Origin of the sequence: Aurantiacibacter suaedae, from assembly GCF_005434915.1 — a bacterium.
Classification (GTDB): domain Bacteria; phylum Pseudomonadota; class Alphaproteobacteria; order Sphingomonadales; family Sphingomonadaceae; genus Alteraurantiacibacter; species Alteraurantiacibacter suaedae.
On the sequence record NZ_SKCG01000001.1, the window covers coordinates 810,691 to 832,157 of the forward strand.

Sequence of the window (21,467 nt, forward strand, 5' to 3'; positions counted from 1 at the left end):
CTATCAGGCTGCGGCCGTTGTCGCGTCTCTGGCGGTGGCCTTGCTCACCAGCCAGATGGCGAGCCATGCCGCAGCAAAGCCGGGGATGATCTCGTAAACGCCGGTCGCTTCGGCAGCGCCCGAGAAGATCCATGCGATCACCACAAGCGTTCCCGTCACCAGACCGGCCAGAGCGCCTGCGCCCGTCATCCCACGCCAGATCAGCGAGAGGATGATCAGCGGGCCGAAGGCAGCGCCAAACCCGGCCCAGGCGTTCGAAACGAGGCCAAGCACCTCGCTGTCGGGATCGGAAGCAATGGCAATCGCCGCAACCGAGACCAGCAGCACGCAGACGCGGCCGACATTCACCATCTCGCGCTCACTCGCCTGTTTGCGCAGGAACAACCGGTAAAAGTCTTCGGTCAGCGAGCTGGAGCTGACCAGCAGCTGCGAACTGATCGTGCTCATGATCGCGGCGAGCAGCGCGGCGAGCAGGAAGCCGGTGACGAAGGGGTGGAACAGCGTGTTCGCCAGCAGCACGAAGATCGTCTCCGGGTCGGCCAGCTCGATGCCGGGATTCAGCTCGACATGGGCGCGGCCAACTATCCCCACGCCCAGTGCGCCGATAAGGGCCACGAACATCCAGCTCATGCCAATGTTGCGCGCGGCTTTGATCCCGCCATCTCGCACGGCCATGAACCGCACAATGATATGTGGCTGGCCGAAATAGCCCAGCCCCCATGCAATCGCGGAAATGAAACCGATGGCCGAAAGCCCACCGAACCAGCTGAGGAAATTGGGATCGACGTCGCGCAGGGTTGTGGCAACCGTTCCAGCCCCGTCATCCAGCAGCACGACCAGCGGCATCACCACCAGCGCCACCACCATGATGCAGCCCTGCACGAAGTCGGTCAGGCTCACGGCGAGAAATCCGCCCACCATCGTATAGGCGAGCACCACGCCCGCGGTAAGCACGACGCCAGCCATATAGGGGCTCATGCCGAGAATTGGCTCGTCAAGAAAGCTTGCCGCGAACAGCTTGCCGCCGCCGACCAGCCCGGCCGCGCTATAAACCGAGAAGAACAGCACCACGATCACCGCAGAAACCACGCGCAGCGCGGTCGCCTTGTCGGGAAAGCGATTGGCGAGGAACTGCGGAATAGTCAGCGAATTGCCGTAAGACACGGTCTGCTCGCGAAGACGCGGGGCCACGATCAGCCAGTTGGCAAGCGCGCCGATAAACAGGCCGATCCCGATCCATGCCTCGACCAGACCCGATACATAGAGCGCGCCGGGCAGGCCCAGTAGCAGCCAGCCGGACATATCCGATGCCCCGGCCGACAGCGCGGCAACGGCTGGCGGCAGGTTGCGGCCACCCAGAAGATAGCCTTCGGAATCTTCTGTCGACTTGCGCCAGGCATAAAGGCCGATGCCGAGCATGAGAACAAAATACAGGGCGAGCGAAATGAGGGTCGGCGTCTGCATGGCCCCTTGCATAAGGATGCAGGCGACTTTGTCACCCTTCAGAACAAAATTCGTCAGGAAGCTGCGCGCACCTGCGCAATGCAGCAATATTGTCGTTGTCCTGTCACGTACTTTTGTCGATAACCGGCACCATGCATGGTTCTGCCCACCTTTCGCCAATGATGTCCGACGCGCTGGTGATCCTGGGGGCTGCGGGGATCGTGATCCCGCTTTTCGCGCGCTTCCGGATCACACCGATCATCGGCTTCATCCTCGTCGGCCTGCTGGTTGGCCCTTATGGCCTCGGGCGTATGGTGGAGGCTTATCCATGGCTCTACCATATCACCATATCGGAGCCGGAAGGCCTTGAGCCCTTTGCCGAATTCGGGATCATCCTGCTGCTGTTCACGATCGGGCTCGAACTGAGCTTCAAACGCCTTTGGCAGTTGCGCAAGCTGGTGTTCGGGCTCGGCGCGCTTGAAATCCTGGTGATCGGCGCGCTCATCACCGCAATCCTTTACTACACCGGGCAATACTGGACAGGCGCGCTGGCACTGGGCCTCGCCCTCGCCTTTTCCTCGACCGCGCTGGTGCTGCCGATCTCGGGCACCACCTCGCCGGTGGGCCGCGCCGCGCTGTCGATGCTGTTGTTCGAAGACATCATGATCGTGCCGGTTATCTTCCTGCTCGGCGCACTGGCACCCTATGCCGAGGCCGACGGGATGGCGGGCCTGCTATCGACGATCTGGCAGGGCCTGGTTGTCGTGCTCATCATGATGGTAGGCGGGCGCATGGTGTTGCCGCGCCTGTTCGCCCAGGCCGCGCGTACGAAGAGCCCGGAGATCTTCCTCGCCGCCTCGCTGCTGGTCGTAATCGGGGCGAGCCTTGCCACCACTGCGGTGGGCCTGTCGCCCATCGTTGGTGCGCTGATTGCCGGCCTGCTGATCGCCGAGACCGAGTATCACAACGAGGTTGAGGGGATCATGGAGCCGTTCAAGGGCCTCGCGCTCGGCGTATTCCTGCTCACGGTCGGCATGGGGATCGACTTCAAGATGGTGTGGGACAACCTCGGCACCATCGCGCTGGCCGTAATCGGCATTCTGCTGCTGAAAGCCGTGGTGACAGGGGTGTTGCTGCGCTTCATGGGCGCGCGGCCGAGCACCTCGGTCGAAACCGGCATTCTAATGGCGAGCCCATCGGAAACCACACTGATCGTGCTGACCGCCGCCACCAGCGCTGCGCTGGTGAGCCGCGAGGTGGGCCAGTTCTGGCAGACCGTGACCGCGATCGGCCTCACCGTCACCCCGCTGCTCGCGCTGCTCGGCAAGAACCTTGCCGGGAGAATGGATCCGGCCCCAACGCTGGAGGAAGTCGATGAAAACCCGCGCGCGCCGCATGTGGTGATCGTCGGCCTAGGTCGCGTTGGACGGCTGGTGGCGCAGATGCTGGCCAGGCACGAGAAGGCCTATATCGCCATCGATTCCAACCCCGACCTCGTTCAGGATGCGCGCCGCGATGGCTATGTCGCGGTCTACGGCAATGCCATGCGCGCCGATGTGCTCGACAAGCTCGGCATCGACACCGCCCCCGCGGTGATTCTGACCATGGACGAACATGTGCTGGCGCAGCAACTGGTACGCAAGCTGCGCGAACAACACCCGGATCTGCCGATCATCGCGCGCGCGAGAGACAGCGTTCACGCTGCCGAGCTCTACCGCAGTGGTGCCACCACTGCAGTGCCGGAAACGCTGGAAAGTTCGCTCCAGTTGTCCGAAGCGGCGCTGGTCGACCTCGGCGTTCCGATGGGGCCGGTGATTGCCTCTATCCACGAAAAGCGGGACGAGATGCGCGAGAAAATCCAGCAAGGTGCCGACTTGGCCGAAAAGCCGAAGCTGCGCACGAGCACGACGAACGGTTGATCGCGCGGGATACCTCACCTCCTTCCATGCGTTGATGCAGAAAGGAGGTTCGCATGAGCGACAAAAAAGATCCCACCAAGCCGACCCGCAACGATGAGAAATTCAAGCCGCAGAACGTGGCAGATGGAAGCCCATCAGGCGGTCAGAACGAGCGCGACATGAAGGACGTGCCGCGTGGCAGCGAGGGTGATCGTCGCCGCTCCGCCCAACACCGATCAGGCTGAGCTTTTAGACAAAAGTGCGCGCACGGCGGCAATGGCATCATCCGCCTTGCCGCCGTCCGGCCCACCCCCCTGCGCCATATCTGGGCGACCGCCGCCGCCCTTGCCACCAATTGCTTCAACGCCAGCCCGCACCAAATCGACGGCGCTAAAGCGATCGGTGAGATCATCGGTAACGGCGGCGGCAAAAGCTGCCTTGCCATCGTTGACCGCGCAGATCGCAGCAACGCCCGAACCCATCCGGCCCTTGGCTTCGTCGAGCAGACCGCGCAGCTCTTTAGGATTCAACCCCTGCAGCACTTGCCCTGAAAAGGCGACGCCGCCGATGTTTTCGTCGGCAGCTCGCGCGGCACCGGCAGCACCGCCCCCGCCAAGCGCCAATTGTTTCTTCGCGTCTGCCAGCTCACGTTCGAGCCGCTTGCGCTCATCCACTAGGGCGGCAACCCGCTCTTCGACCTCGTCAGGCGACGTGCGAAGTGTAGTCGCTACCGCCTTCAAAGCCTCCTCGCGGCCGACTACCCACTGGCGCGCCGCCTCGCCGGTCAGCGCCTCGATCCGTCGCACGCCTGAGGAAACGGCGCTTTCCGAAACGATGCGGAACAGCGCAATATCGCCCGTCGCGCGAACATGGGTTCCGCCGCACAGTTCGACCGAATAAGTCCGGCCCGATCCGCCAAAATTGTCTTGGCCCATCGAGAGCACACGCACTTCGTCGCCGTACTTCTCGCCGAATAGCGCCATGGCCCCGGCTTCGATGGCCTCGTCGGGGCTCATCAATCGGGTCGTGACCTCGTTGTTGGCACGAATCTGCGCATTGACCTCGGCCTCGATTGCGGAGATGTCCTCGGGGGTGAGAGGTTTGGGATGCGAGAAGTCGAAGCGCAGCCGCTCCGCCGCCACCAGCGAGCCTTTCTGCGTCACGTGCTCACCAAGCTGATTGCGCAACGCCGTATGAACAAGGTGCGTGGCCGAGTGGTTCGCCCTTATCGCATCGCGCCGCTCGACATCGACCGCGAGGTGAACCGTGTCCCCCACGTTGATTTGCCCGGCCTCGATTGTGCCGTGCATCGCGTGCAGTCGCCCGAGCGGCTTGGAGGTGTCGGTGATGGCGATCTTGAGACCATTGTCACCAGTCACGACCCCGGCATCGCCCGACTGCCCGCCGCTCTCGCCATAGAACGGCGTCTGGTTGGTGAGCAGGATCACCTCCTGCCCCGCATCGGCGCTTGCGAACTCCTTGCCATCGACCACCAGGGCGACCACGCGGCCTTCGCCTTTATCGGCGGTATAGCCGGTAAACTCGGTCGCGCCTTCGCGCTCGACCACGTCGAACCAGACCTCGCTATCAGCCGCTGCGCCAGAGCCCTTCCACGCCGCACGCGCAGCCGCCTTCTGCTGCGCCATCGCCGCATCGAAGCCTTCGCGATCAACGCCAATGCCGCGCGAACGCAGCGCGTCCTCGGTCAAATCATAAGGGAACCCGTAAGTGTCGTAGAGCTTGAAGGCCGCCTCGCCGGGCAGGTCCGCGCCTTTGCCAAGCGTGGCAACTTCGTCGTCAAGCAGGCGCAGGCCCTTTTCCAACGTCTGCCGGAAGCGCGTTTCCTCGCGTTCGAGCACCTCGGTGATCAGCGCCTGCGCGCGCGACAGCTCGGGGTAAGCCTGCCCCATTTCCGTGACGAGCGCGGGTACGAGCCGGTGCATCAGCGGACGGTCGGCACCGAGCAGGTGGGCATGACGCATGGCGCGGCGCATGATGCGGCGCAGGACATAGCCGCGTCCCTCATTAGAAGGCAGCACGCCATCAGCGATCAGAAAACTGGTCGAGCGCAGGTGATCCGCAATCACGCGGTGGCTGGCGATTTGCTCGCCCTCAGCCTTTGCCTTCACCAAGTCTTCGCTGGCCTCGATCAGCGCGCGGAAGGTGTCGGTCTCGAATACGTTATGCACGCCCTGAAGCACGGTCGAAATGCGTTCGAGGCCCATGCCGGTGTCGATCGAAGGCCGCGGCAGGTCGCCGACGATCGCGTCGGCTTCCTGAATGTGCTGCATGAACACGAGATTCCAGATCTCCACAAAGCGGTCGCCATCTTCATCGGGCGATCCCGGCGGCCCGCCAGCGACCTGCGGCCCATGGTCCCAGAAGATTTCCGAACTGGGGCCGCAGGGGCCATCAGAGCCCATGGCCCAGAAATTGTCCTTCGTGGCGATGCGAATGATCCGCTCGTCAGGCAGCCCCGCAATCTTGCGCCACAGCTCGGCCGCCTGATCGTCGGTGTGATAGACGGTCACCAGCAACCGCTCGGGATCCAGACCCAGCTCGCGCGTGACCATGCCCCAGGCCAGTTCGATCGCGCGTTCCTTGAAGTAGTCGCCGAAGCTGAAATTGCCGAGCATCTCGAACAGCGTGAGGTGGCGCGCGGTGTAGCCGACATTATCGAGATCGTTGTGCTTGCCCCCGGCGCGCACGCACTTCTGACTGCTGGTCGCGCGCGGTGCAGGCGGTGTCTCCAGCCCGGTGAAGACGTTTTTGAACGGCACCATCCCCGCGTTGACGAACATCAACGAGGGATCGTTATAGGGAACCAGCGGTGCCGAAGGCACAACCGTGTGATCGTTGGCCGCGAAGTAGTCGAGAAACGCGCGGCGAATGTCGTTGGTCGATTGCATGGCGTCGAATTAGGGCCTGTTCGCCTGCTCGACAAGCGTGTTACGCACAGAATGGACAGGCTGTTATGCGCCCAGCGCTTCCACTTGCCTAAGCGGGGCGCACTAGCCGCGTTGGGCCGTGACCACCCAAGCCGCTGCGGGCAGTGAAACGATCCCCTCGCGGCAGTGGCGTCCGCACAGCGCATCGAGCTTGATCAGGAAGGCTTCGCGTTCCTCTTCGTCAAGCTGGCCGAGAGCCCTGGCGGCCGGCCCGATGGTACAGAAATACTCGCGCGCATCGGCCACCGGGTCTTCACCGGCGCCAACAATCATCGGAAAATCAACGGGCGAAAAGGTTGTGTCGGCCCACCCGGCGGCAGACAGAATCTGCTCGACATAAGATGCATCGGCAAAGGCGAACGGCCCGGGCGCGCGAGGGTCTGGCGATTGCGGTGGCTCTGGCAGAAGCCGGGCCACTTCGGACATGAACGGATTGAGCGAGGGTTCACGAAAGCACGAGAACATCAGCCCGGCCGCAGGCGCGGATACCGAGGCGAGGTTGGAAAAGGCCGCGACAGGATCGTCGAAAAACATGACCCCATGCCGCGAAACAAGCTGATCGAGCGCGAAGGAATCGTCAGGCTTCCAGGTCGAAGCGTCTTCGCAAACGAAGGTTACGTTGGTGAACCGATCGCCGCGGGCCTGCGCCGCTTCGACAAGCTGCGGCGAAATGTCGAGCCCGCGCACCTGAACGCCTGGACGGTTGCGCGCGATGGCCAGCGACAATTCACCCGCGCCGCAGCCGACATCGAGAACCTCGCGGAATTCCAGCGCGCGCAATCGGGAAAGCAAATTTTCGGTAAGAATGCCGAAGCTACGGTCGGTCCGGCGCCAGTTTTCCGCCCAGTTAGCGCCTTGGCTGCCCTGCCATGCAATCTTGTCCAATATGCCCTGCCCCTGCTTTGTCCCCGACATTCTCACCCTCACTGCGAAGCCAGATCGGATCATGCACCGAAACAGGAAGATTGCTCAAGTGCGGAACAGCAAATGCGAGGAAGCCGGCGCTCGAACACTGAATAAGTGCCAAGGCGCCGGCTCCGGTTCGCAAGGGGGGCGGCTCTTATCGCTGCCCGGCCCTTCTTGAGGATCAGTCGTCGGAATCCGCGTCCGGCCCCGTCATCATCTCCTCGGCGACCGCATCGGTCTGGCTGCGGATCGCAGCTTCGATCTGGTCGCAAATTTCGGGATTTTCCTTAAGATACGTCTTGGCGTTCTCGCGGCCCTGGCCGATGCGGATGCTGTCGTAGCTGAACCACGAGCCCGCTTTCTCGACCACGCCGGCCTTCACGCCAAGGTCGAGGATTTCGCCAATCTTCGAAATGCCCTCGCCATACATGATGTCGAACTCGACCTGTTTGAACGGCGGGGCGACCTTGTTCTTCACCACTTTCACGCGTGTCGCGTTGCCAGTAACTTCGTCACGGTCTTTGATTGCCCCGGTGCGGCGGATGTCGAGACGGACAGAAGCGTAGAACTTCAAGGCGTTACCGCCGGTCGTTGTCTCGGGGTTACCGTACATCACGCCGATCTTCATGCGCAGCTGGTTGATGAAGATCACCATGCACTTCGAACGGTTGATCGAGCCGGTCAGCTTGCGCAGCGACTGCGACATGAGGCGCGCCTGCAGGCCGACGTGGCTGTCGCCCATCTCGCCCTCGATCTCGGCGCGCGGCACCAGCGCCGCCACCGAATCGACCACCAGCACGTCAATCGCATTCGAGCGCACCAGCGTATCGGTGATCTCCAGCGCTTGCTCGCCTGTGTCGGGCTGCGAGACGATCAGCTCGTCGATATCGACGCCCAACTTCTTCGCATAAACCGGATCGAGCGCATGTTCGGCATCGACGAAGGCCGCCGTGCCGCCCGCCTTTTGCGCTTCGGCGATCACGTGCAGCGCAAGCGTCGTTTTGCCGGAGCTTTCCGGGCCATAAACCTCGATCACGCGGCCCTTGGGCAGGCCGCCCACGCCGAGCGCAATATCGAGGCCAAGCGAGCCGGTGGAAATCGCCTCCACCTGCATGGCTTCCTTCTGGCCCAGCTTCATGGCGGAGCCTTTGCCAAAGGCGCGATCTATCTGTGCGAGAGCGGCGTCCAGCGCCTTTTGACGGTCCACGGTTTTGCGATCCTCTTCAACCAGCTTCAATTGGGTAGCCATGACACGGTCTCCGCTCTGTCGCTAGGGCCTCATGCCCTTCGTCCACGAGACCTGTGTACGCACTTTGTTCTATGAGAACAAGAGTGGAACAGAAAATTTCCTACATTTTTCCTGCTCAGCCCCGCAAAACGCAGGATCAGCGCAGGGTCGAGCGCATCTGCCAGTCGAAGTCAGTGGTCGAATTGGCGGGGATCTTCACCTCGACATAGCGCACGCCGTTCTTCGTCTGGAGACGCTCGCGCGCAAATCGGTAGTTCCACCCTGGCTCCTGCCCGAGCATGATTCGCATGGTCACACTGTGCGGATTGGCATTGGTGACCCGCGCGCGCATCGGCATCCAGCGCTCGCCATACGAATCGGGCTCTGCCGCGCCAAGCCGCGCGCACTGAGTGAAGACCTGCGGACTTTGGCCGATATCCAGTTCGACATCCTGCCCCACGGCATAGTCGCGCAGGTTCAGTTCGTTCACCAACAAGTCACCCGCAGGCGACGGCTCGAACAGTGCCATATTGCCGAGCGGCAGCGCCGCGCCGAGGCCGTGTTCCTCGTCGTTCTTCGTGATCAGCATCAGCGTGGCGGGAGTGAAGTCGGCAGCATTGTCGCGGCTGGGAAACGGGGTCCAAGGCACGCATTGGTCCGCGCGATAGACAATGCGGCCTTCGACCTCAGGCCGGTCGAGGAAGGCGATCTGCTTGAGGCTTTTGGCCGCAACGGTGACCTGCTCGGGCACCCGGTAAAGCTTGAGGTCGCCAAGGTCTTCCTCGGTCGCAAGCCTCGAGCCGGTGACGGTGATTACCTCGTCGGCGACTGCCTCGGCGCTAACCATGCGCGCCATCACGGGCGAGGGAAGGACCGCTGGCGACGACGGCGGCGCGTAACGGACTCTTCGCTCGGGCGAACCCTCAGCGGTGCTCCCAATCGGATAACAGGTCAGCCGCAAGGGCCGGGCCCGCGGGGGTTCGGCCAGACCCTCGAAGTCGCTCTCGACATTGATCGTGCCCGCCACGGCCATCAGGTCGGCGTTCTCGAAGCTCTGGCCGTTGTCGTTGAGCAGTGTTAGCCAGCTTACCAACCGCAGCCGCGCCTTGTCGCGCGCGCCCGCTTCGGCCAGCGTGGCAACATAGTTCGCCTCCCAGTCGAAGCCCCAGGCGAGATAGGACAGCGTCACCGTATAGGTGCCGCCGCTGGCATCGCGGGTGTCGATGGAGAACACCGGCTCGGACGAAAGCCCGGCAGGTATGCGATCGAAGGCAAGGCTTTCCGGCAGGCCCGAACAGCGCACCGGCTCGAAGCCCTCGCTGGTCTGGAGCACCAGACCGCCATCGGCGCGGGTGCGAACAATCGCGCTTTCGCTCGCCTGCTCGCCAGTGCCGGGGTTGGTGCGAGTGATGCGCACGCGGTTGCCGAGCGTCCCGTCGACCAGCGCCGCTGGACTGAGCAGATCGGCATTGCGGTTCTTCTCGATCTTGCCGCCGGGCAGGCCCGTGACGATGGCCGAGACCGCCACCATGCCTTCGGCCACGCCGGTGAAGCGGATGCGCGATTCGCCGGGCGGGAGCGTGACCGTGCGGACTTCCGAGATCATCGCGAAGCCTTGCGGGTTGTCGCGGTCGAGCCGGTCGCCGGCGGCGCGGTTCGGGTCGCGGTAGATGGTGACGGCTTGTTCTGTGGGGGCGGAGGCGTCGACGGTGGGGCGGTCTTGCGCGTTTGCCGGGGAGGCAAGGCACAGGACAAGTGCCGCCGTCATACCGCTCCTCACCCACCGGGGGAGGGGGACCATGCCCAGCATGGTGGAGGGGCAAGAGCGACGCTGGTCGCCTGTCCCCCTGCACCGCGCTCCGCGCGCGCCCCCTCCCCGTACCGGGGAGGATTTGGTCGGCTCCGCCATCACCCGCGCCCTTAGTACTTCGTCTCGTAAGTCACCCGGATCACGCGCTCGCCATTGGCGGGCACGGTCACGCGGTAGAGGCGAGTGTCGGCGTTGAGCTGTTCGCCTTCGACGTCTTCCGACACCACGCGATAGTCGTTAGCCCAGTAACCGCGATCGAGCCCCGACTGGCGGAATTCGACCGTGACTGGCTCGCTCTTGGCATTGGTGAAGCTGTAGCGCATCGTGGTGCGATAGTAGTCGACCGCGCGGTCGACCTCGACTTCGCGGGTCACCTCGCCGTTCTCGATCACGCGGTAACGCGCCGAGCGCTCATAGTCGGCGGCGGTGATCTTGTCCCGGCGCTCGACTTCGACCTTGCTGAACACGTCGAAGGCATCGCCGGTGCGCAGCGACAGCACGCTGCCCATCGGGGTGTGGCCGATGGAATTTTCGCCGATGAACTGCGGGTTTCCGCTCGCATCGCGCTGGTAGAACCGCACGGTGCCCGCCGGCAGCGCATCCCCCAGCCCGCCTTCGCGCGAGGAATTGAAGCTGATTGCGCTAGACACGCTCTGCCAGTCGTCCCAAGTGGCGAGCCAGCCGGCACCCGCCGAATAGACGCGGGCAGCCGGAACACCCTGCACGTCGAGGAAGCTGACCTGCTTGGTCTGGTTGTTGGCAATCGTGGTGCGGCCCTCGATCGGATAGAGGTAGAAGTCGCCCAGCCGCTCGCGCTCGGCGCTTTGGGTGCCGGGGCGCACCATGTCAGAGCGGCGCATATTGCGCCCGCCGCCTACGTCGCCCACCACCAGCAATGTGTCGGCATTGGTGAAAGTGGTTCCAGTGGTGTTGGTGAGCGTCACCCAACCCTGCATATCGACGGTGCCCTTAGCCTCGTCGAACAGTGCGACATAGTCGCTCGACCAGCCGAGGCCGGGGGTGAGATAGCGTATCGACGCAGGCCGCGTGCCGCCGCGCGAACTTTCGAGGTTCACCGACAGCGTGGGCCGCGCGCGCAGGTTCGGCGGCAGATCGTCGAAGATCACGCGCACCGGCAGGCCATCGTCGCGCAGCACCTCGACCTGCCCGTTCACGCGGATCACCACCCCGCCCACGGTCGAGAGCACCTCCGCACGCTGGCGGGTTTCCGCACCGGTAGCGGGATTGGTGCGGATCAATGTGACCTCCTGACCAACGGCCTTTTCCATCAGTTTTTGCGGGGTGAGCAGGTCGAAGTCGAAGTTCTGCTCGATGATCGTGGTGTCGGCGGCGTTGAAGCTCAGTGTCTCGGGCCGGATCATCGCCGAGACATCGGGGAAGGTCACGGTCGAGCGGCCGCGCGCGATATCGAGCTGGCGCACGTCCTGCACCAGGCTCTGGCCGTTGTTATAGATCGTCACCGCAAGATCGCCCTGCGCGCTTGGCTCGGTGGGGTCGCTCTGGGCCGAGGCGCTGGCGGCAGTCGCGGCGAGCAGGCAGGCGACAAACGTGGTGCGGGCGTGGCTGAGCATCTGGCGAATCTTCCCTCTCGTAAAGCTTGCATTGGGGTAGCACGGCCTGAGCGCGCGCTGAACGGTCTGCGCAGACGAAACTCAGTCGCGGCGCGAACTGGCGGTCAGCACCTCGGCGACCTTGTCGGCAATCTGCTGCACGCTGAAGGGCTTGGGGATGAAATGCATGGCGACGATGTCGATCTGGTCGCGCAGTTGAGCTTCGGCATAGCCCGACATGAACAGGATCGGCAGATCGGGCGCCACTTCGCGAATCGCGAGCGCCATGGCCGGGCCATCCATCACCGGCATCACCACGTCGGAAACGACGAGGTCGAACTGCTCCCCGCCGCGCACAAGTTCGAAGCCTTCGTCGCCGTCGCTGGCGGTGATCACCTCGTAACCCTGCCGCGTCAGCGCGCGTTCGGCCACGGCGCGCACCATGTCTTCGTCCTCGACCAGCAGGATGCGCCCGCCGCCTGCCCAGTTGCGCGCTTCCTCGACCGCTTCGGTCTTCTTCAGCTCTTCCTCGCTCGCCTCGTGAACGGGCAGGTATATCGTGAAGCGAGCACCGGCAGGCCTGCCAGTGATACCCTGCACGTTGCTGGCGAAGATGAACCCGCCCGACTGCTTGACGATGCCATAGACCGTCGACAGGCCAAGCCCGGTGCCCTTGCCCAGATCCTTGGTGGTGAAGAACGGTTCGAAGATCTTGCCGATAATCGCAGGCGCGATCCCGCCGCCGGTATCTTCGCAGATCAGCGCGGTATATTCACCCGCCGGGATGATATCCGATCCCATGCGCCGGATATCGCGCGCCTCTACCCGCCTCGTGGTGAAGGTGAGAATGCCGCTTGCGCCCTCGCCCCCGCCGCTTGTCTGGATCGCGTCACGCGCGTTAACCGCGAGGTTTATGATGACCTGTTCGAGTTGGCGCGGATCGGCACGCACCGCGCCAAGGTTGCGGTCGTGCCGCACGTCGAGCGTGATCTTCGCGCCAAGCAGCCGTTTGAGCATCTGCGTCACCTCGCTCATCACGTCGGGCAACTGAAGCACTTCGGACTGCAAGGTCTGTTGGCGCGAGAAGGCGAGCAGCTGGCGGGTCAGGCTCGCGGCACGGTTCGAGTTGGCCTTGATCTGCTGGATATCGTCATAGTCGCTGTCGCCAGGTGTGTGACGCAGCAGCATGAGGTCGCAATAGCCGATGATCGCGGTCAGCACGTTGTTGAAATCGTGCGCGACACCGCCTGCGAGCTGACCCACCGCCTGCATCTTGGTCGCCTGGGCGACCTGGCGGCGCAGGCGCGTTTCCTCGGTGGTGTCGGCAAGGCTGAGCAGCACCGCCGCCTCGCCCATTCCGCGTACACCCGCAAGGCCAAGGCTTGCCGGTTCGTCAGGCTCTACCGAGAGACGCACGGCGATGTCGCCGCTTGACGCGGGGCCTTGTGCATAGCGGCGCACGGCATCGCTCATCGCGGTCTTGTCGCGGGCAATCACTAGGTCGGAAGGGTAAGGCGGCAAGCTGTGCGCTTCCAGACCGGCGGCGCGGCGGAAGGCGGGGTTGGCGAACAGGAACCGCCCGTCGCGGTCGGTCATTGCGAGCCCCAGCGGCAGCTGTTCGAGCAGCGCTTCCAACTGTCCGGCCTGCCCCTTGGCATCGCCCGCCGTTCCGCCCAGCCCCATCCCGGCATCGACCAGCAGCATCAGCGACGCAGGTTCGGCCTCGGGCGGCGCGAGCGGAACTTGCCACAAGGTCTGCGGCGAACCCTTGCGCCCCTCGCGAGTAAAGTGGATGCGGTCGCGGTCGTCGCTGCGCAACAGCTCGGCGAACTCCTGCCCGGCGAGCGTTGCCGAGCCGTCACCGCAGGCCCGCGCCGCCAGTTCGCTGTTGGCCGCAAGGATCGTTCCTTCCGGCCCCACCAGTGCCAGGCACAAACCGGCATCGCCGAACATCGCGCCGAACGGCCCGCGCAGCCACATGGCCATATCGGCGAGCATGTCGACCTCTTCGATCGGTGTGAACGACCAGATCATGTACTCGTCGGCCCGCCCGGCCCGGCGTGTGTGCACTCGCCAGTGATGCCCGTCGCCAGCCACCTCGCACGTCGCCGCTTCGCCTTCGCGCCAGGCCTCGCGCACCATCGTCGACAGCCTATCGCTGCCGCCCGCATCCAGGGCCATGCGTGGTGGGGCATGAAGGCTGCCGAACGCCTCTTCGAACGCCGGATTAGCGCAGACGAGCCGGTTGGCCCGATCGGTAATGGCAATGGCGGCCCTCGCCTTGCCCTGCGCCGCATGACCCGTGCTCTCGATAGCTGCCAGCGTGACAGACCAGTCAGGCAGCGCCTCCTGCACATCTGCAGCCGGCCTTTGCCCGCGCACAGCCATGGCGGCGGCCATCATCATAGCAGCGAGCCCGCAGGCAAAGCCCAACGCCACCAGCGGCATTCCGCTCAGCCAATAGATCAGCGCTCCGCTGGCGACGAGCGCGAGCACAAGCGCGGCCAGCTCTATCACTGGCCGCGTGCGGCTGGTCTCATGGGGTATCTTCAGGGCGTGCTTCACTCGGCAGGATGTAGCAGCTTTGTCCGCGCCGGTCGCCGGTTCCACTTGCGCGCCACCACAAGGCGCCAGACCAGGCCGCCGATCAGATAGCCAAGCGCCGCGCTCACGATCGACAACACCACGAACCCGAAGGCGGTCACGCCCGCGGTTTCGAGAAACCAGCCGAACTTGTCCCAGAAGCCGCCGGCCGAGAGGCTGGGGTTGGCGGCATTGAACGTCGCCGCATCGACCTTTAGCACGAAACGCCCGACCTTGTTGGCAACCACCAGCCAGAACGGCACGGTGAAAGGATTGGTGACGAAAGTAATCAGCGCAGCCACCGGCAAGTTGGCCCGGGCGGGAAGCGCCAGGAAGGCAGCGAGAAAAATCTGCCCGATCGGCACGATGAAGGCAGCAAACAGGCCCAGAGCGACACCGCGCGGCACCGACCGACGCGTGAAGCTCCACAATTCGGAATGAAGGAACCGATGGGCAATCGGTGCCAGCCAGCGGTTGCGCGCCATTTCCTCACGCTGCGGCATGGCAGGCAGCAGCGAACGCCAGCCGCTTTTTGCCCGTTTGTCGCGCTTGTCATGAGTCATTGTGGGGGCGCTCTTACACCTTTGTTGTGCCTGCGAAAGTGATCATTAGACGGGAAGAGAAAAACCAGCGCTTAACAGCATATCGCGAATCTTACGAAGCTGCCCCGCCTCGTGGAAAGTTCACACGCATCACCCCTTCTCCCGCATCAGGCGCGCCTTGTCGCGCTGCCAGTCGCGGTCCTTGATCGCCGCGCGTTTGTCATGCGTCTGCTTGCCCTTGGCCAGCGCCAGCTCGACCTTGGCCCGGCCGCGCGAGTTGAAGTAGACGCTGAGTGGCACAAGCGTCATGCCCTTGCGCTCGACCGCGCCGAACATCTTCTCGATCTCGCGGCCCGACAGCAGCAGTTTGCGCGGCCGCTTGGGCGTGTGATTGAAGCGGTTGCCGTGGCTGAACTCGGGAATGTTCGAATTGATCAGCCAGACCTCGCCATCTTTCACTTCGGCGTAGCTTTCGGCGATATTGCCCTCGCCCTGGCGCAGCGACTTCACCTCGGTGCCCGTCAGCACGAGGCCTGCCTCATAGACATCCTCAATATGATAGTTGAACTTCGCCTTGCGGTTTTCCGCGACGATCTTGAGCTTGTCGAATGCTGTGGGTTTGGGGCGCGCCATAAGGTGGTGGCATGTAGGGTGGGCGAGGCGCTTTTGCAAAGTGTTCGCGCGGTGCCAGAAAAGGTTTGAGAGACCTTTCTCAGAGAATGATCGTACTTGTATTGCACAAAGGAATAGCGCAACTTTTGGGCGAACGCGAACGTTGGGGGGTCTTTCGCAATGAGCATGGCAGTCGTTCGGCGGGCTCGGCTTTTCGCCGCGCTTTCGTTGGCAGCTTTTTACGCCCAATCAGCCCTGGCTCAGGAGATGCCGCCAGTCGAAGCCTACGGCAATTTGCCCGATGTCGAGGACATGGCCTTGTCCCATTCGGGCGATCATATTGCAATTCTGGCCACGCTTCACGGACGGCGGCAGGTTGCAATTCTGGATTCAGAGCTGAAGCACGTCCGCAGCATCGGGATCGACGAAATGAAGTTTCGCGGCTTCAGATTTGTCGGCGATGAAGCGCTGCTCATCACGCGCAGCCAGACGGTGAACGTAATGGGCTTCACTGCGGACAAGTACGAAATATCGCAGGAACTCTTCTTTCCAATCGAGAATGAGGCTGCCGCTTCTGTGGTGTTCGGGAATACCTCCAGAATGATGAATGCGGTCTTCGGCAACTATGGCGTGCGTGAGAGCGCCGATGGCTGGGTGGGATATTTTGGCGCAATCGAATACGAGCGCCGCGGTAACGGCGGCTACCAATTCAATCACGGTCGCCCCTATCTCTATAGTTACAACTTCGCCACCGGAGAGCAGGAGCGGGTGGCCCATGCCCCACCGGAGGGACTAAGGCGTAACTGGCTGGTCGATGGCACAGGACAGATCGCTGCCGAATTCGACCTTTCCACGTTCAGCGGGAACTGGACCATCACAAACAGTGCGGGTCAAAAGCTGGCCGAAGGACAGGACCGCGAAGGCGATGCCGGTCTTATCGGCCTCGGCGCTGATGGCGGGAGCCTTATCTATTCCGAGCAGGATCAGGAGACTGGTTACAAGCAGTGGTTTGAAGTGCCGCTGGCAGGCGGAGAGCCGCAGCCCTTCCTCCCGGATGTCGCGATAGACCGCCTCTACTGGAACCGCGATAACGGCCAGTTGGTGGGCTACCTCGCCGATGAGGAAGGGGCAGAACCGGTAATGTTCGATGCCGAACTGCAACGTCGCGCGCAGATGGTGCGGCGCGCCTTCCCCGATAAAAACCCCACCATCATGGAGTGGACGCCCGATTTTCTGGACGTGATCGTGCACACGCAAGGCACCGCAGACAGCGGCACCTGGTTCCTCGTCGATGTCGCAAACCGCAGCGCTTCGCCCTTGGGTTATGACCGTCCTTCCATCGCGCCTCACCAGGTCGGCCCGGTTTCGACATTGGAATACACCGCGCAAGACGGTCTCGATATGGATGCCGTGGTGACCCTGCCGCCTGGGCGCGAAGCGACGAACCTGCCCGTAGTTGTGCTGCCCCACGGGGGCCCCCACGCGCATGACGAGGAAGGCTTCGATTGGTGGGCGCAGGCCTTTGCCTCACGCGGCTATGCGGTAATCCAGCCCAACTTCCGCGGCTCCACCGGCCGCGGAGAGGATTTCGAGCGCGCAGGATACGGCGAATGGGGCCGCAAAATGCAGAGCGACATTTCCGACGCCTTTGCCGCCTTGGCGCAGCGGGGCACGGTCGATCCGGCACGCGCCTGCATCGTCGGCGCCAGCTATGGCGGCTATGCCGCGCTTGCCGGCGTGACCTTGCAGCAAGGTCTTTATCGCTGTGCCGTCTCGGTGGCGGGCATCGGCGATATTGGCCTTATGTACCGCACCGAAAGCCGCGAATCGGGCCGCAACCGCCTTTTCTCGCGCTCTCTGCGCGAGGAACTCGGCGATTCGAGCGGGTGGAACGACATTTCACCACGCAAATTCGCAGCCCAAGCCGATGCGCCCATCCTGCTGATCCACGGACGCGACGATACGGTCGTTAATTTCGAGCAGAGTGCCAAGATGGCCGACGCCTTGAAGGACCAAGGCAAGCCTTATAAGCTGGTCGAACTGGAGGGCGAAGACCACTGGCTCTCGCTCGCCGCCACAAGGCAGCAAATGCTACAAGAAGCCGTGGCCTTTGTGGAGGAGCACAATCCGGCGGACTAGGGCCTGCGGATCAGGCAATCCCCGCCCCATCCAGCGCCGCATCGACCGCCGCCCTGGCCTCGTCCGAGATCGGCGCGATCGGCAGGCGGGTTTCGGGCGCGAACCAGTCGAACAGCTTGCTCAACGCATATTTCACCGGCGACGGCGAAGCATCGGCGAACATCGCCCGGTGCAGCGGATAGAGCCGCTCGTTCAGCTCGCGCGCAGTGGCATAGTCGCCTTCCGCTGCCGCCGCGTGGAAATCGGCGCACAGCTTCGGCGCGACATTGGCCGTCACCGAGATGCAGCCCACCTGCCCAAGCGCATAGCCTGCGAGCATCAGCGGATCGTCGCCCGAAAGCTGGCAGAAGTCCGGCCCTGCGCCCATGCGCTGCGTTACCACACGGGTGAGGTCGCCGCTGGCATCCTTCAGCGCCACGATTTTGCCGGGGAAACGACGGTGCAGTTCGATCACCGTCTCGGGCAGGATATCGGTCACGGTGCGGCCCGGCACGTTATAAAGCACGATCGGCAGATCGGCGCGCTCGGCCAGATAGGAGAAATGCGCGAGCAGACCCTTCTGGCCGGGCCGGTTGTAATAAGGGGCGACCAGCAGGAGCGCGTCGGCCCCGGCCAGCTGGGCTTCCTTAATGTGCCACAGCGCGGTCTGCGTGTCGTTCGAGCCCGCTCCGGCAATCACGGGCACGCGCTTGTTGGCCACTTCCGCACAGATCGAGATCACGCGGTGATGCTCATCGTTGTCGAGCGTGGCGCTTTCGCCGGTGGTGCCGCAGGGAACCAGCGCCGAAGAGCCGTTCTCGATCTGCCACTCGATAAAGCGGCGATAGGCCTCTTCATCGACGCGGTTGTCGACAAATGGCGTGGCAAGGGCTGGAATTGATCCGGAAAACATTATGGGTTGGCTCCTCGCACTTGCACAAATTCGTTATCATCGAGACCGGTATCCGGAACCAAGGTCCGGAGCGGCTCATTCAGGGCCTGATAAGGAGAGGGCCGGTACAATGTCCAGCATGGTTCGACATTCCATCTATTCGTTGATCGCCCCGCTGGCGATTTCGTGGCCCGCAATGGCAATGGCGCAGGGGCAGCCGCAAGGGGCTGCCGACTGGGATAACGCGCGCGCGTCACTGATCGCCTCGCAACCGGGGCGAATCGCTGCGCAGATCAGCCGCTGGGAAGCGCTTTATGCCGACCGCCAGGCCAATTTGCCCTTTGCCGAATATTCCTCGTTCCTGCTCGCCAACCCCGGCTTCCCGGACGAGGAAACGCTGCGCGAGCGCGCCGAGAAGCGACTGCGCGGCGAGTTTGTGACCGAAGCGGCGCTGCTCGAATATTTTGCGGCCTATCCGCCGGTTACCAACTTCGCCAAGGCGCACTATGCGCTGGCCTTGATGGGAAGCGATCCTGCCCGATCGCAGATGCTCGCGCGCGAAGCATGGCGCGGCGGCGAGATGAGCCCGACTGCCGAAGCGGCACTGGTGGCGATGAACGGCCAGTACTTCACGCAGGACGATCAGGATACGCGCATGAACGCCCTGCTGTGGCAGCGCGAGATGGATGCCGCCCAACGCCAGCTTGACCGCGTGGCCCCGTCGAAGCGGCGCGTGTTCGCCGCCCGCCTCGCGATTCTGCAAGGCGGCGACGGCTATACCGACGCGCCCGGCGCGTTCAGCGATCCGGGCTATCTTTTCAACCGCAGCCGTGAACTGCGGCAGGAAGGCCGGACCGGCGAGGCTATCGCCATGGTTGCGAACGGCCCTGCGCTCTCGCACCTTCCACTCGACCAGACGGCCTGGATCACCGAGCTTCTCGCGCTCGGCCGTGCCGCTTCGTCGAGCGACACGGTGCGGATTGCCACCCGCGCGCTGGAAGCCTTCGCGCCGGGCACAGATATCTCGCAAGGCGAATATCGTTTGCGCGACGACTTTACCTCGCTGATGTGGGCTGGCGGCACCAACGCGCTATGGCGCATGGGCGACGGCACCTCCGCCGCTCCGCTGTTCTACAATTATGGCGCCGCCGCGCGCACGCCGCAGACACGCTCCAAGGGCTTCTTCTGGGCGGGAGAAGCCATGCGCCGCGCGGGCAACAGCGCCGAGGCGACGCGCTACTACGATATGGCGGCGGCTTACCCCGACCGCTTCTATGGTCAACTCGCGCTCGAACGGATGGGCCGCCCGATCCCTTCGCTTGCCGGAACGCCAGATGCCGCGCCCTCACCCGAGGCACGCGCACGCTTCAACGCCCAGCCGTTGACCCAGGCGGTGGCGGAAGTGGCGCGCGATGCGCCATGGGCGACCGGCATCCGCTTCTATCGCGCGATCGCCGATCAGGCCGAGACGCTCGAAGATCATGTTCTGGTTGCCGATCTTGCCCGCGACATCGGTCGTCGCGATCTGGCCGTGATCCTTGGCGAGGCCGCGCAGGCCGATGGCTATTCGGGCTTCACACGCATCGGCTATCCGCGCGTGCAGACCCCGGGGGGCGTCAACTGGACGATGGTCCACGCGCTCGCCCGGCAGGAAAGCCAGTTCGCAGAGAACGCGATCAGCCATGCAGGGGCCCGCGGCCTGATGCAGTTCATGCCTGCCACGGCGCAAGAGGAAGCCCGCTTTGCCGGGGTGCCCTTCTCCGCCGACCGGCTGATCTCCGACCCGCAGTATTCGATCCAGCTTGGTTCGAACCATATCGAGCGGCTGATCCGCTATTACGATGGCAGCTATCCGCTGGCGATTGCCGCCTACAACGCCGGGCCGGGCAACGTGAATAAGTGGCTGCGCAGCAACGGCGATCCGCGCACCGGCGCGGTCGATTGGCTCGAATGGATCGAGAAGATCGAGTTCTACGAAACCAAGAACTACGTCCAGCGTGTGCTTGAAAATGCAGTGGTTTACGAGCAGCTTTATCCCGACCAGGCGAGCTATATGCGCCCGCGCGCGGTCAGCGATTTCCTGCGCTAGACCGCGAGCCTTGCCGGTTGCATCGACAGCGCTGGGGCGAGGCTCCCCAGCGCCGGCCGCGCCAGATAGTACCCCTGCACAAGGTGGACACCCATCGCCTGAAGTGCTTCCAGCTCGCCCGGAGTCTCGATCCCCTCGGCAATGATCTGACGCCCCATCTCGGCGCAAAGGCGCACGATGGCGTAAACGATCTGCCGGCGCGGCTCGCTGCTATCGATCCCGCGCACGAGTTCCATGTCGATCTTCACCAGATCGGTCTGCAAGTTGGCCAGCAGGTTGAGGCCGGCATAGCCTGCACCAAAATCGTCGATAGCGGTGGCGAAACCAAGCGAGCGGTAGGCCGCAACAATCTCGCGCACGTGCGCGGTATCGACGCGCTCGTTCTCGGTGAGTTCGAAGATCAACCGGTCTTCTGCAAGGCCCACCTCTCGCGCGGTCTTCAAAGTAAGCTGGATACATGCCATCGGCGAATAGACCGCGTTGGGCATAAAATTAATCGACAGCCGGGCTTTGGTATCAAGCAGTCCGGCTGCCACCGCCTGCCTGATCGCTTCAACCCGGCAGGCCTGATCGAACGCATAGAGGTTTTCATCATCGACCCAGCCCAGTACCTCGGCCGCACCCTGCCCATGTTCTCCACGCACCAGGGCTTCGTAGGCGAAGACCGAGCCGTCTCTCAGATCGTAAATCGGTTGAAACGCAGTCCGCAGAACGTGAGGAAAGGCCGCACCGTTCTTGCAACCGGAACACTTGCGAGGCGAAACAGAATCCATCTTCTCGGTTTGCTTGACAAAACTTAAGAAACTCGACCCAATTTTCTAAGCATA

Annotated in this window: 15 protein-coding genes; 4 read left to right on the forward strand and 11 right to left on the reverse strand. The window is 63.4% G+C overall.

All coding sequences use genetic code 11. The features are described from left to right. Positions 1-3 precede the first annotated feature (3 nt). Positions 4-1,464: a sodium/proline symporter PutP gene (putP, locus tag E0473_RS03825; protein ID WP_137679504.1), complete on the reverse strand. Its 1,461-nt coding sequence runs from the start codon at positions 1,462-1,464 to the stop codon at positions 4-6. A gap of 131 nt (positions 1,465-1,595) precedes the next feature. Here putP and E0473_RS03830 point away from each other — a divergent pair, with 131 nt between their 5' ends. Together E0473_RS03830 and E0473_RS15490 are read left to right on the forward strand one after the other, a co-directional pair. Then, complete coding sequence (locus tag E0473_RS03830) at positions 1,596-3,362, forward strand: cation:proton antiporter domain-containing protein (protein WP_137679505.1); 1,767 nt, start codon at positions 1,596-1,598, stop codon at positions 3,360-3,362. A 53-nt stretch (positions 3,363-3,415) separates the two neighbouring features. Continuing rightward, complete coding sequence (locus tag E0473_RS15490; protein ID WP_162848937.1) at positions 3,416-3,586, forward strand: hypothetical protein; 171 nt, start codon at positions 3,416-3,418, stop codon at positions 3,584-3,586. Here the strand turns inward: E0473_RS15490 and alaS are convergent. From alaS to smpB, 8 genes are all read right to left on the reverse strand, one after another. Next, positions 3,578-6,250 (reverse strand): alanine--tRNA ligase, encoded by a 2,673-nt coding sequence (gene alaS, locus E0473_RS03835; RefSeq protein WP_137679506.1) that lies wholly within the window; start codon positions 6,248-6,250, stop codon positions 3,578-3,580. The genes E0473_RS15490 and alaS overlap by 9 nt on opposite strands. Positions 6,251-6,352: 102 nt before the next feature. Continuing rightward, positions 6,353-7,174: a class I SAM-dependent methyltransferase gene (locus E0473_RS03840; protein WP_241657316.1), complete on the reverse strand. Its 822-nt coding sequence runs from the start codon at positions 7,172-7,174 to the stop codon at positions 6,353-6,355. Between the two features lie 202 nt (positions 7,175-7,376). Beyond that, a complete protein-coding gene (recA, locus tag E0473_RS03845; protein ID WP_137679508.1) occupies positions 7,377-8,444 on the reverse strand; it encodes a recombinase RecA in 1,068 nt (355 codons plus the stop codon). A gap of 136 nt (positions 8,445-8,580) precedes the next feature. Continuing rightward, complete coding sequence (locus E0473_RS03850; protein ID WP_137679509.1) at positions 8,581-10,191, reverse strand: DUF4139 domain-containing protein; 1,611 nt, start codon at positions 10,189-10,191, stop codon at positions 8,581-8,583. 152 nt (positions 10,192-10,343) lie between these two features. Then, a complete protein-coding gene (locus E0473_RS03855) occupies positions 10,344-11,825 on the reverse strand; it encodes a DUF4139 domain-containing protein (RefSeq protein WP_137679510.1) in 1,482 nt (493 codons plus the stop codon). 81 nt (positions 11,826-11,906) lie between these two features. Then, on the reverse strand, positions 11,907-14,252 hold the full coding sequence (locus E0473_RS03860; protein ID WP_137680044.1) for a hybrid sensor histidine kinase/response regulator: 2,346 nt from the start codon (positions 14,250-14,252) through the stop codon (positions 11,907-11,909). Positions 14,253-14,365: 113 nt separating this feature from the next. After that, positions 14,366-14,890 carry a DUF2062 domain-containing protein gene (locus tag E0473_RS03865; protein WP_137680045.1) on the reverse strand — a complete coding sequence of 175 codons (525 nt, stop codon included), beginning with the start codon at positions 14,888-14,890 and terminating at the stop codon, positions 14,366-14,368. 189 nt (positions 14,891-15,079) lie between these two features. Beyond that, positions 15,080-15,562 (reverse strand): SsrA-binding protein SmpB, encoded by a 483-nt coding sequence (smpB, locus tag E0473_RS03870; protein WP_137679511.1) that lies wholly within the window; start codon positions 15,560-15,562, stop codon positions 15,080-15,082. A gap of 246 nt (positions 15,563-15,808) precedes the next feature. Here smpB and E0473_RS03875 point away from each other — a divergent pair, with 246 nt between their 5' ends. Further along, positions 15,809-17,680, forward strand: coding sequence for an alpha/beta hydrolase family protein (locus tag E0473_RS03875; RefSeq protein WP_241657318.1), 1,872 nt, complete (start codon positions 15,809-15,811; stop codon positions 17,678-17,680). A 10-nt stretch (positions 17,681-17,690) separates the two neighbouring features. Here E0473_RS03875 and dapA read toward each other — a convergent pair whose 3' ends face one another. Beyond that, entirely contained in the window at positions 17,691-18,572 is an 882-nt protein-coding gene (gene dapA / locus E0473_RS03880; RefSeq protein WP_137679513.1) for a 4-hydroxy-tetrahydrodipicolinate synthase, read from the reverse strand. A gap of 109 nt (positions 18,573-18,681) precedes the next feature. Between dapA and E0473_RS03885 the strand changes: the two genes are divergently transcribed. Then, on the forward strand, positions 18,682-20,640 hold the full coding sequence (locus tag E0473_RS03885) for a lytic transglycosylase domain-containing protein (RefSeq protein WP_137679514.1): 1,959 nt from the start codon (positions 18,682-18,684) through the stop codon (positions 20,638-20,640). Here the strand turns inward: E0473_RS03885 and E0473_RS03890 are convergent. Then, positions 20,637-21,413 (reverse strand): EAL domain-containing protein, encoded by a 777-nt coding sequence (locus tag E0473_RS03890; protein ID WP_137679515.1) that lies wholly within the window; start codon positions 21,411-21,413, stop codon positions 20,637-20,639. The genes E0473_RS03885 and E0473_RS03890 overlap by 4 nt on opposite strands. Between the last annotated feature and the right edge of the window lie 54 nt (positions 21,414-21,467).

Excerpts from the sequence above, each read along its gene's own strand:
- E0473_RS03855 (WP_137679510.1), bottom strand. The coding sequence starts at position 11,825 with ATGCTCAGCCACGCCCGCACCACGTTTGTCGCCTGCCTGCTCGCCGCG.
- E0473_RS03890 (WP_137679515.1), bottom strand. The coding sequence starts at position 21,413 with ATGGATTCTGTTTCGCCTCGCAAGTGTTCCGGTTGCAAGAACGGTGCG.
- E0473_RS03875 (WP_241657318.1), top strand. The coding sequence starts at position 15,809 with ATGCCGCCAGTCGAAGCCTACGGCAATTTGCCCGATGTCGAGGACATG.
- E0473_RS03860 (WP_137680044.1), bottom strand. The coding sequence starts at position 14,252 with ATGCCGCTGGTGGCGTTGGGCTTTGCCTGCGGGCTCGCTGCTATGATG.
- E0473_RS15490 (WP_162848937.1), top strand. The coding sequence starts at position 3,416 with ATGAGCGACAAAAAAGATCCCACCAAGCCGACCCGCAACGATGAGAAA.
- E0473_RS03865 (WP_137680045.1), bottom strand. The coding sequence starts at position 14,890 with ATGCCGCAGCGTGAGGAAATGGCGCGCAACCGCTGGCTGGCACCGATT.
- recA (WP_137679508.1), bottom strand. The coding sequence starts at position 8,444 with ATGGCTACCCAATTGAAGCTGGTTGAAGAGGATCGCAAAACCGTGGAC.
- E0473_RS03830 (WP_137679505.1), top strand. The coding sequence starts at position 1,596 with ATGCATGGTTCTGCCCACCTTTCGCCAATGATGTCCGACGCGCTGGTG.
- E0473_RS03885 (WP_137679514.1), top strand. The coding sequence starts at position 18,682 with ATGTCCAGCATGGTTCGACATTCCATCTATTCGTTGATCGCCCCGCTG.
- alaS (WP_137679506.1), bottom strand. The coding sequence starts at position 6,250 with ATGCAATCGACCAACGACATTCGCCGCGCGTTTCTCGACTACTTCGCG.
- putP (WP_137679504.1), bottom strand. The coding sequence starts at position 1,464 with ATGCAGACGCCGACCCTCATTTCGCTCGCCCTGTATTTTGTTCTCATG.
- smpB (WP_137679511.1), bottom strand. The coding sequence starts at position 15,562 with ATGGCGCGCCCCAAACCCACAGCATTCGACAAGCTCAAGATCGTCGCG.
- E0473_RS03850 (WP_137679509.1), bottom strand. The coding sequence starts at position 10,191 with ATGACGGCGGCACTTGTCCTGTGCCTTGCCTCCCCGGCAAACGCGCAA.
- dapA (WP_137679513.1), bottom strand. The coding sequence starts at position 18,572 with ATGTTTTCCGGATCAATTCCAGCCCTTGCCACGCCATTTGTCGACAAC.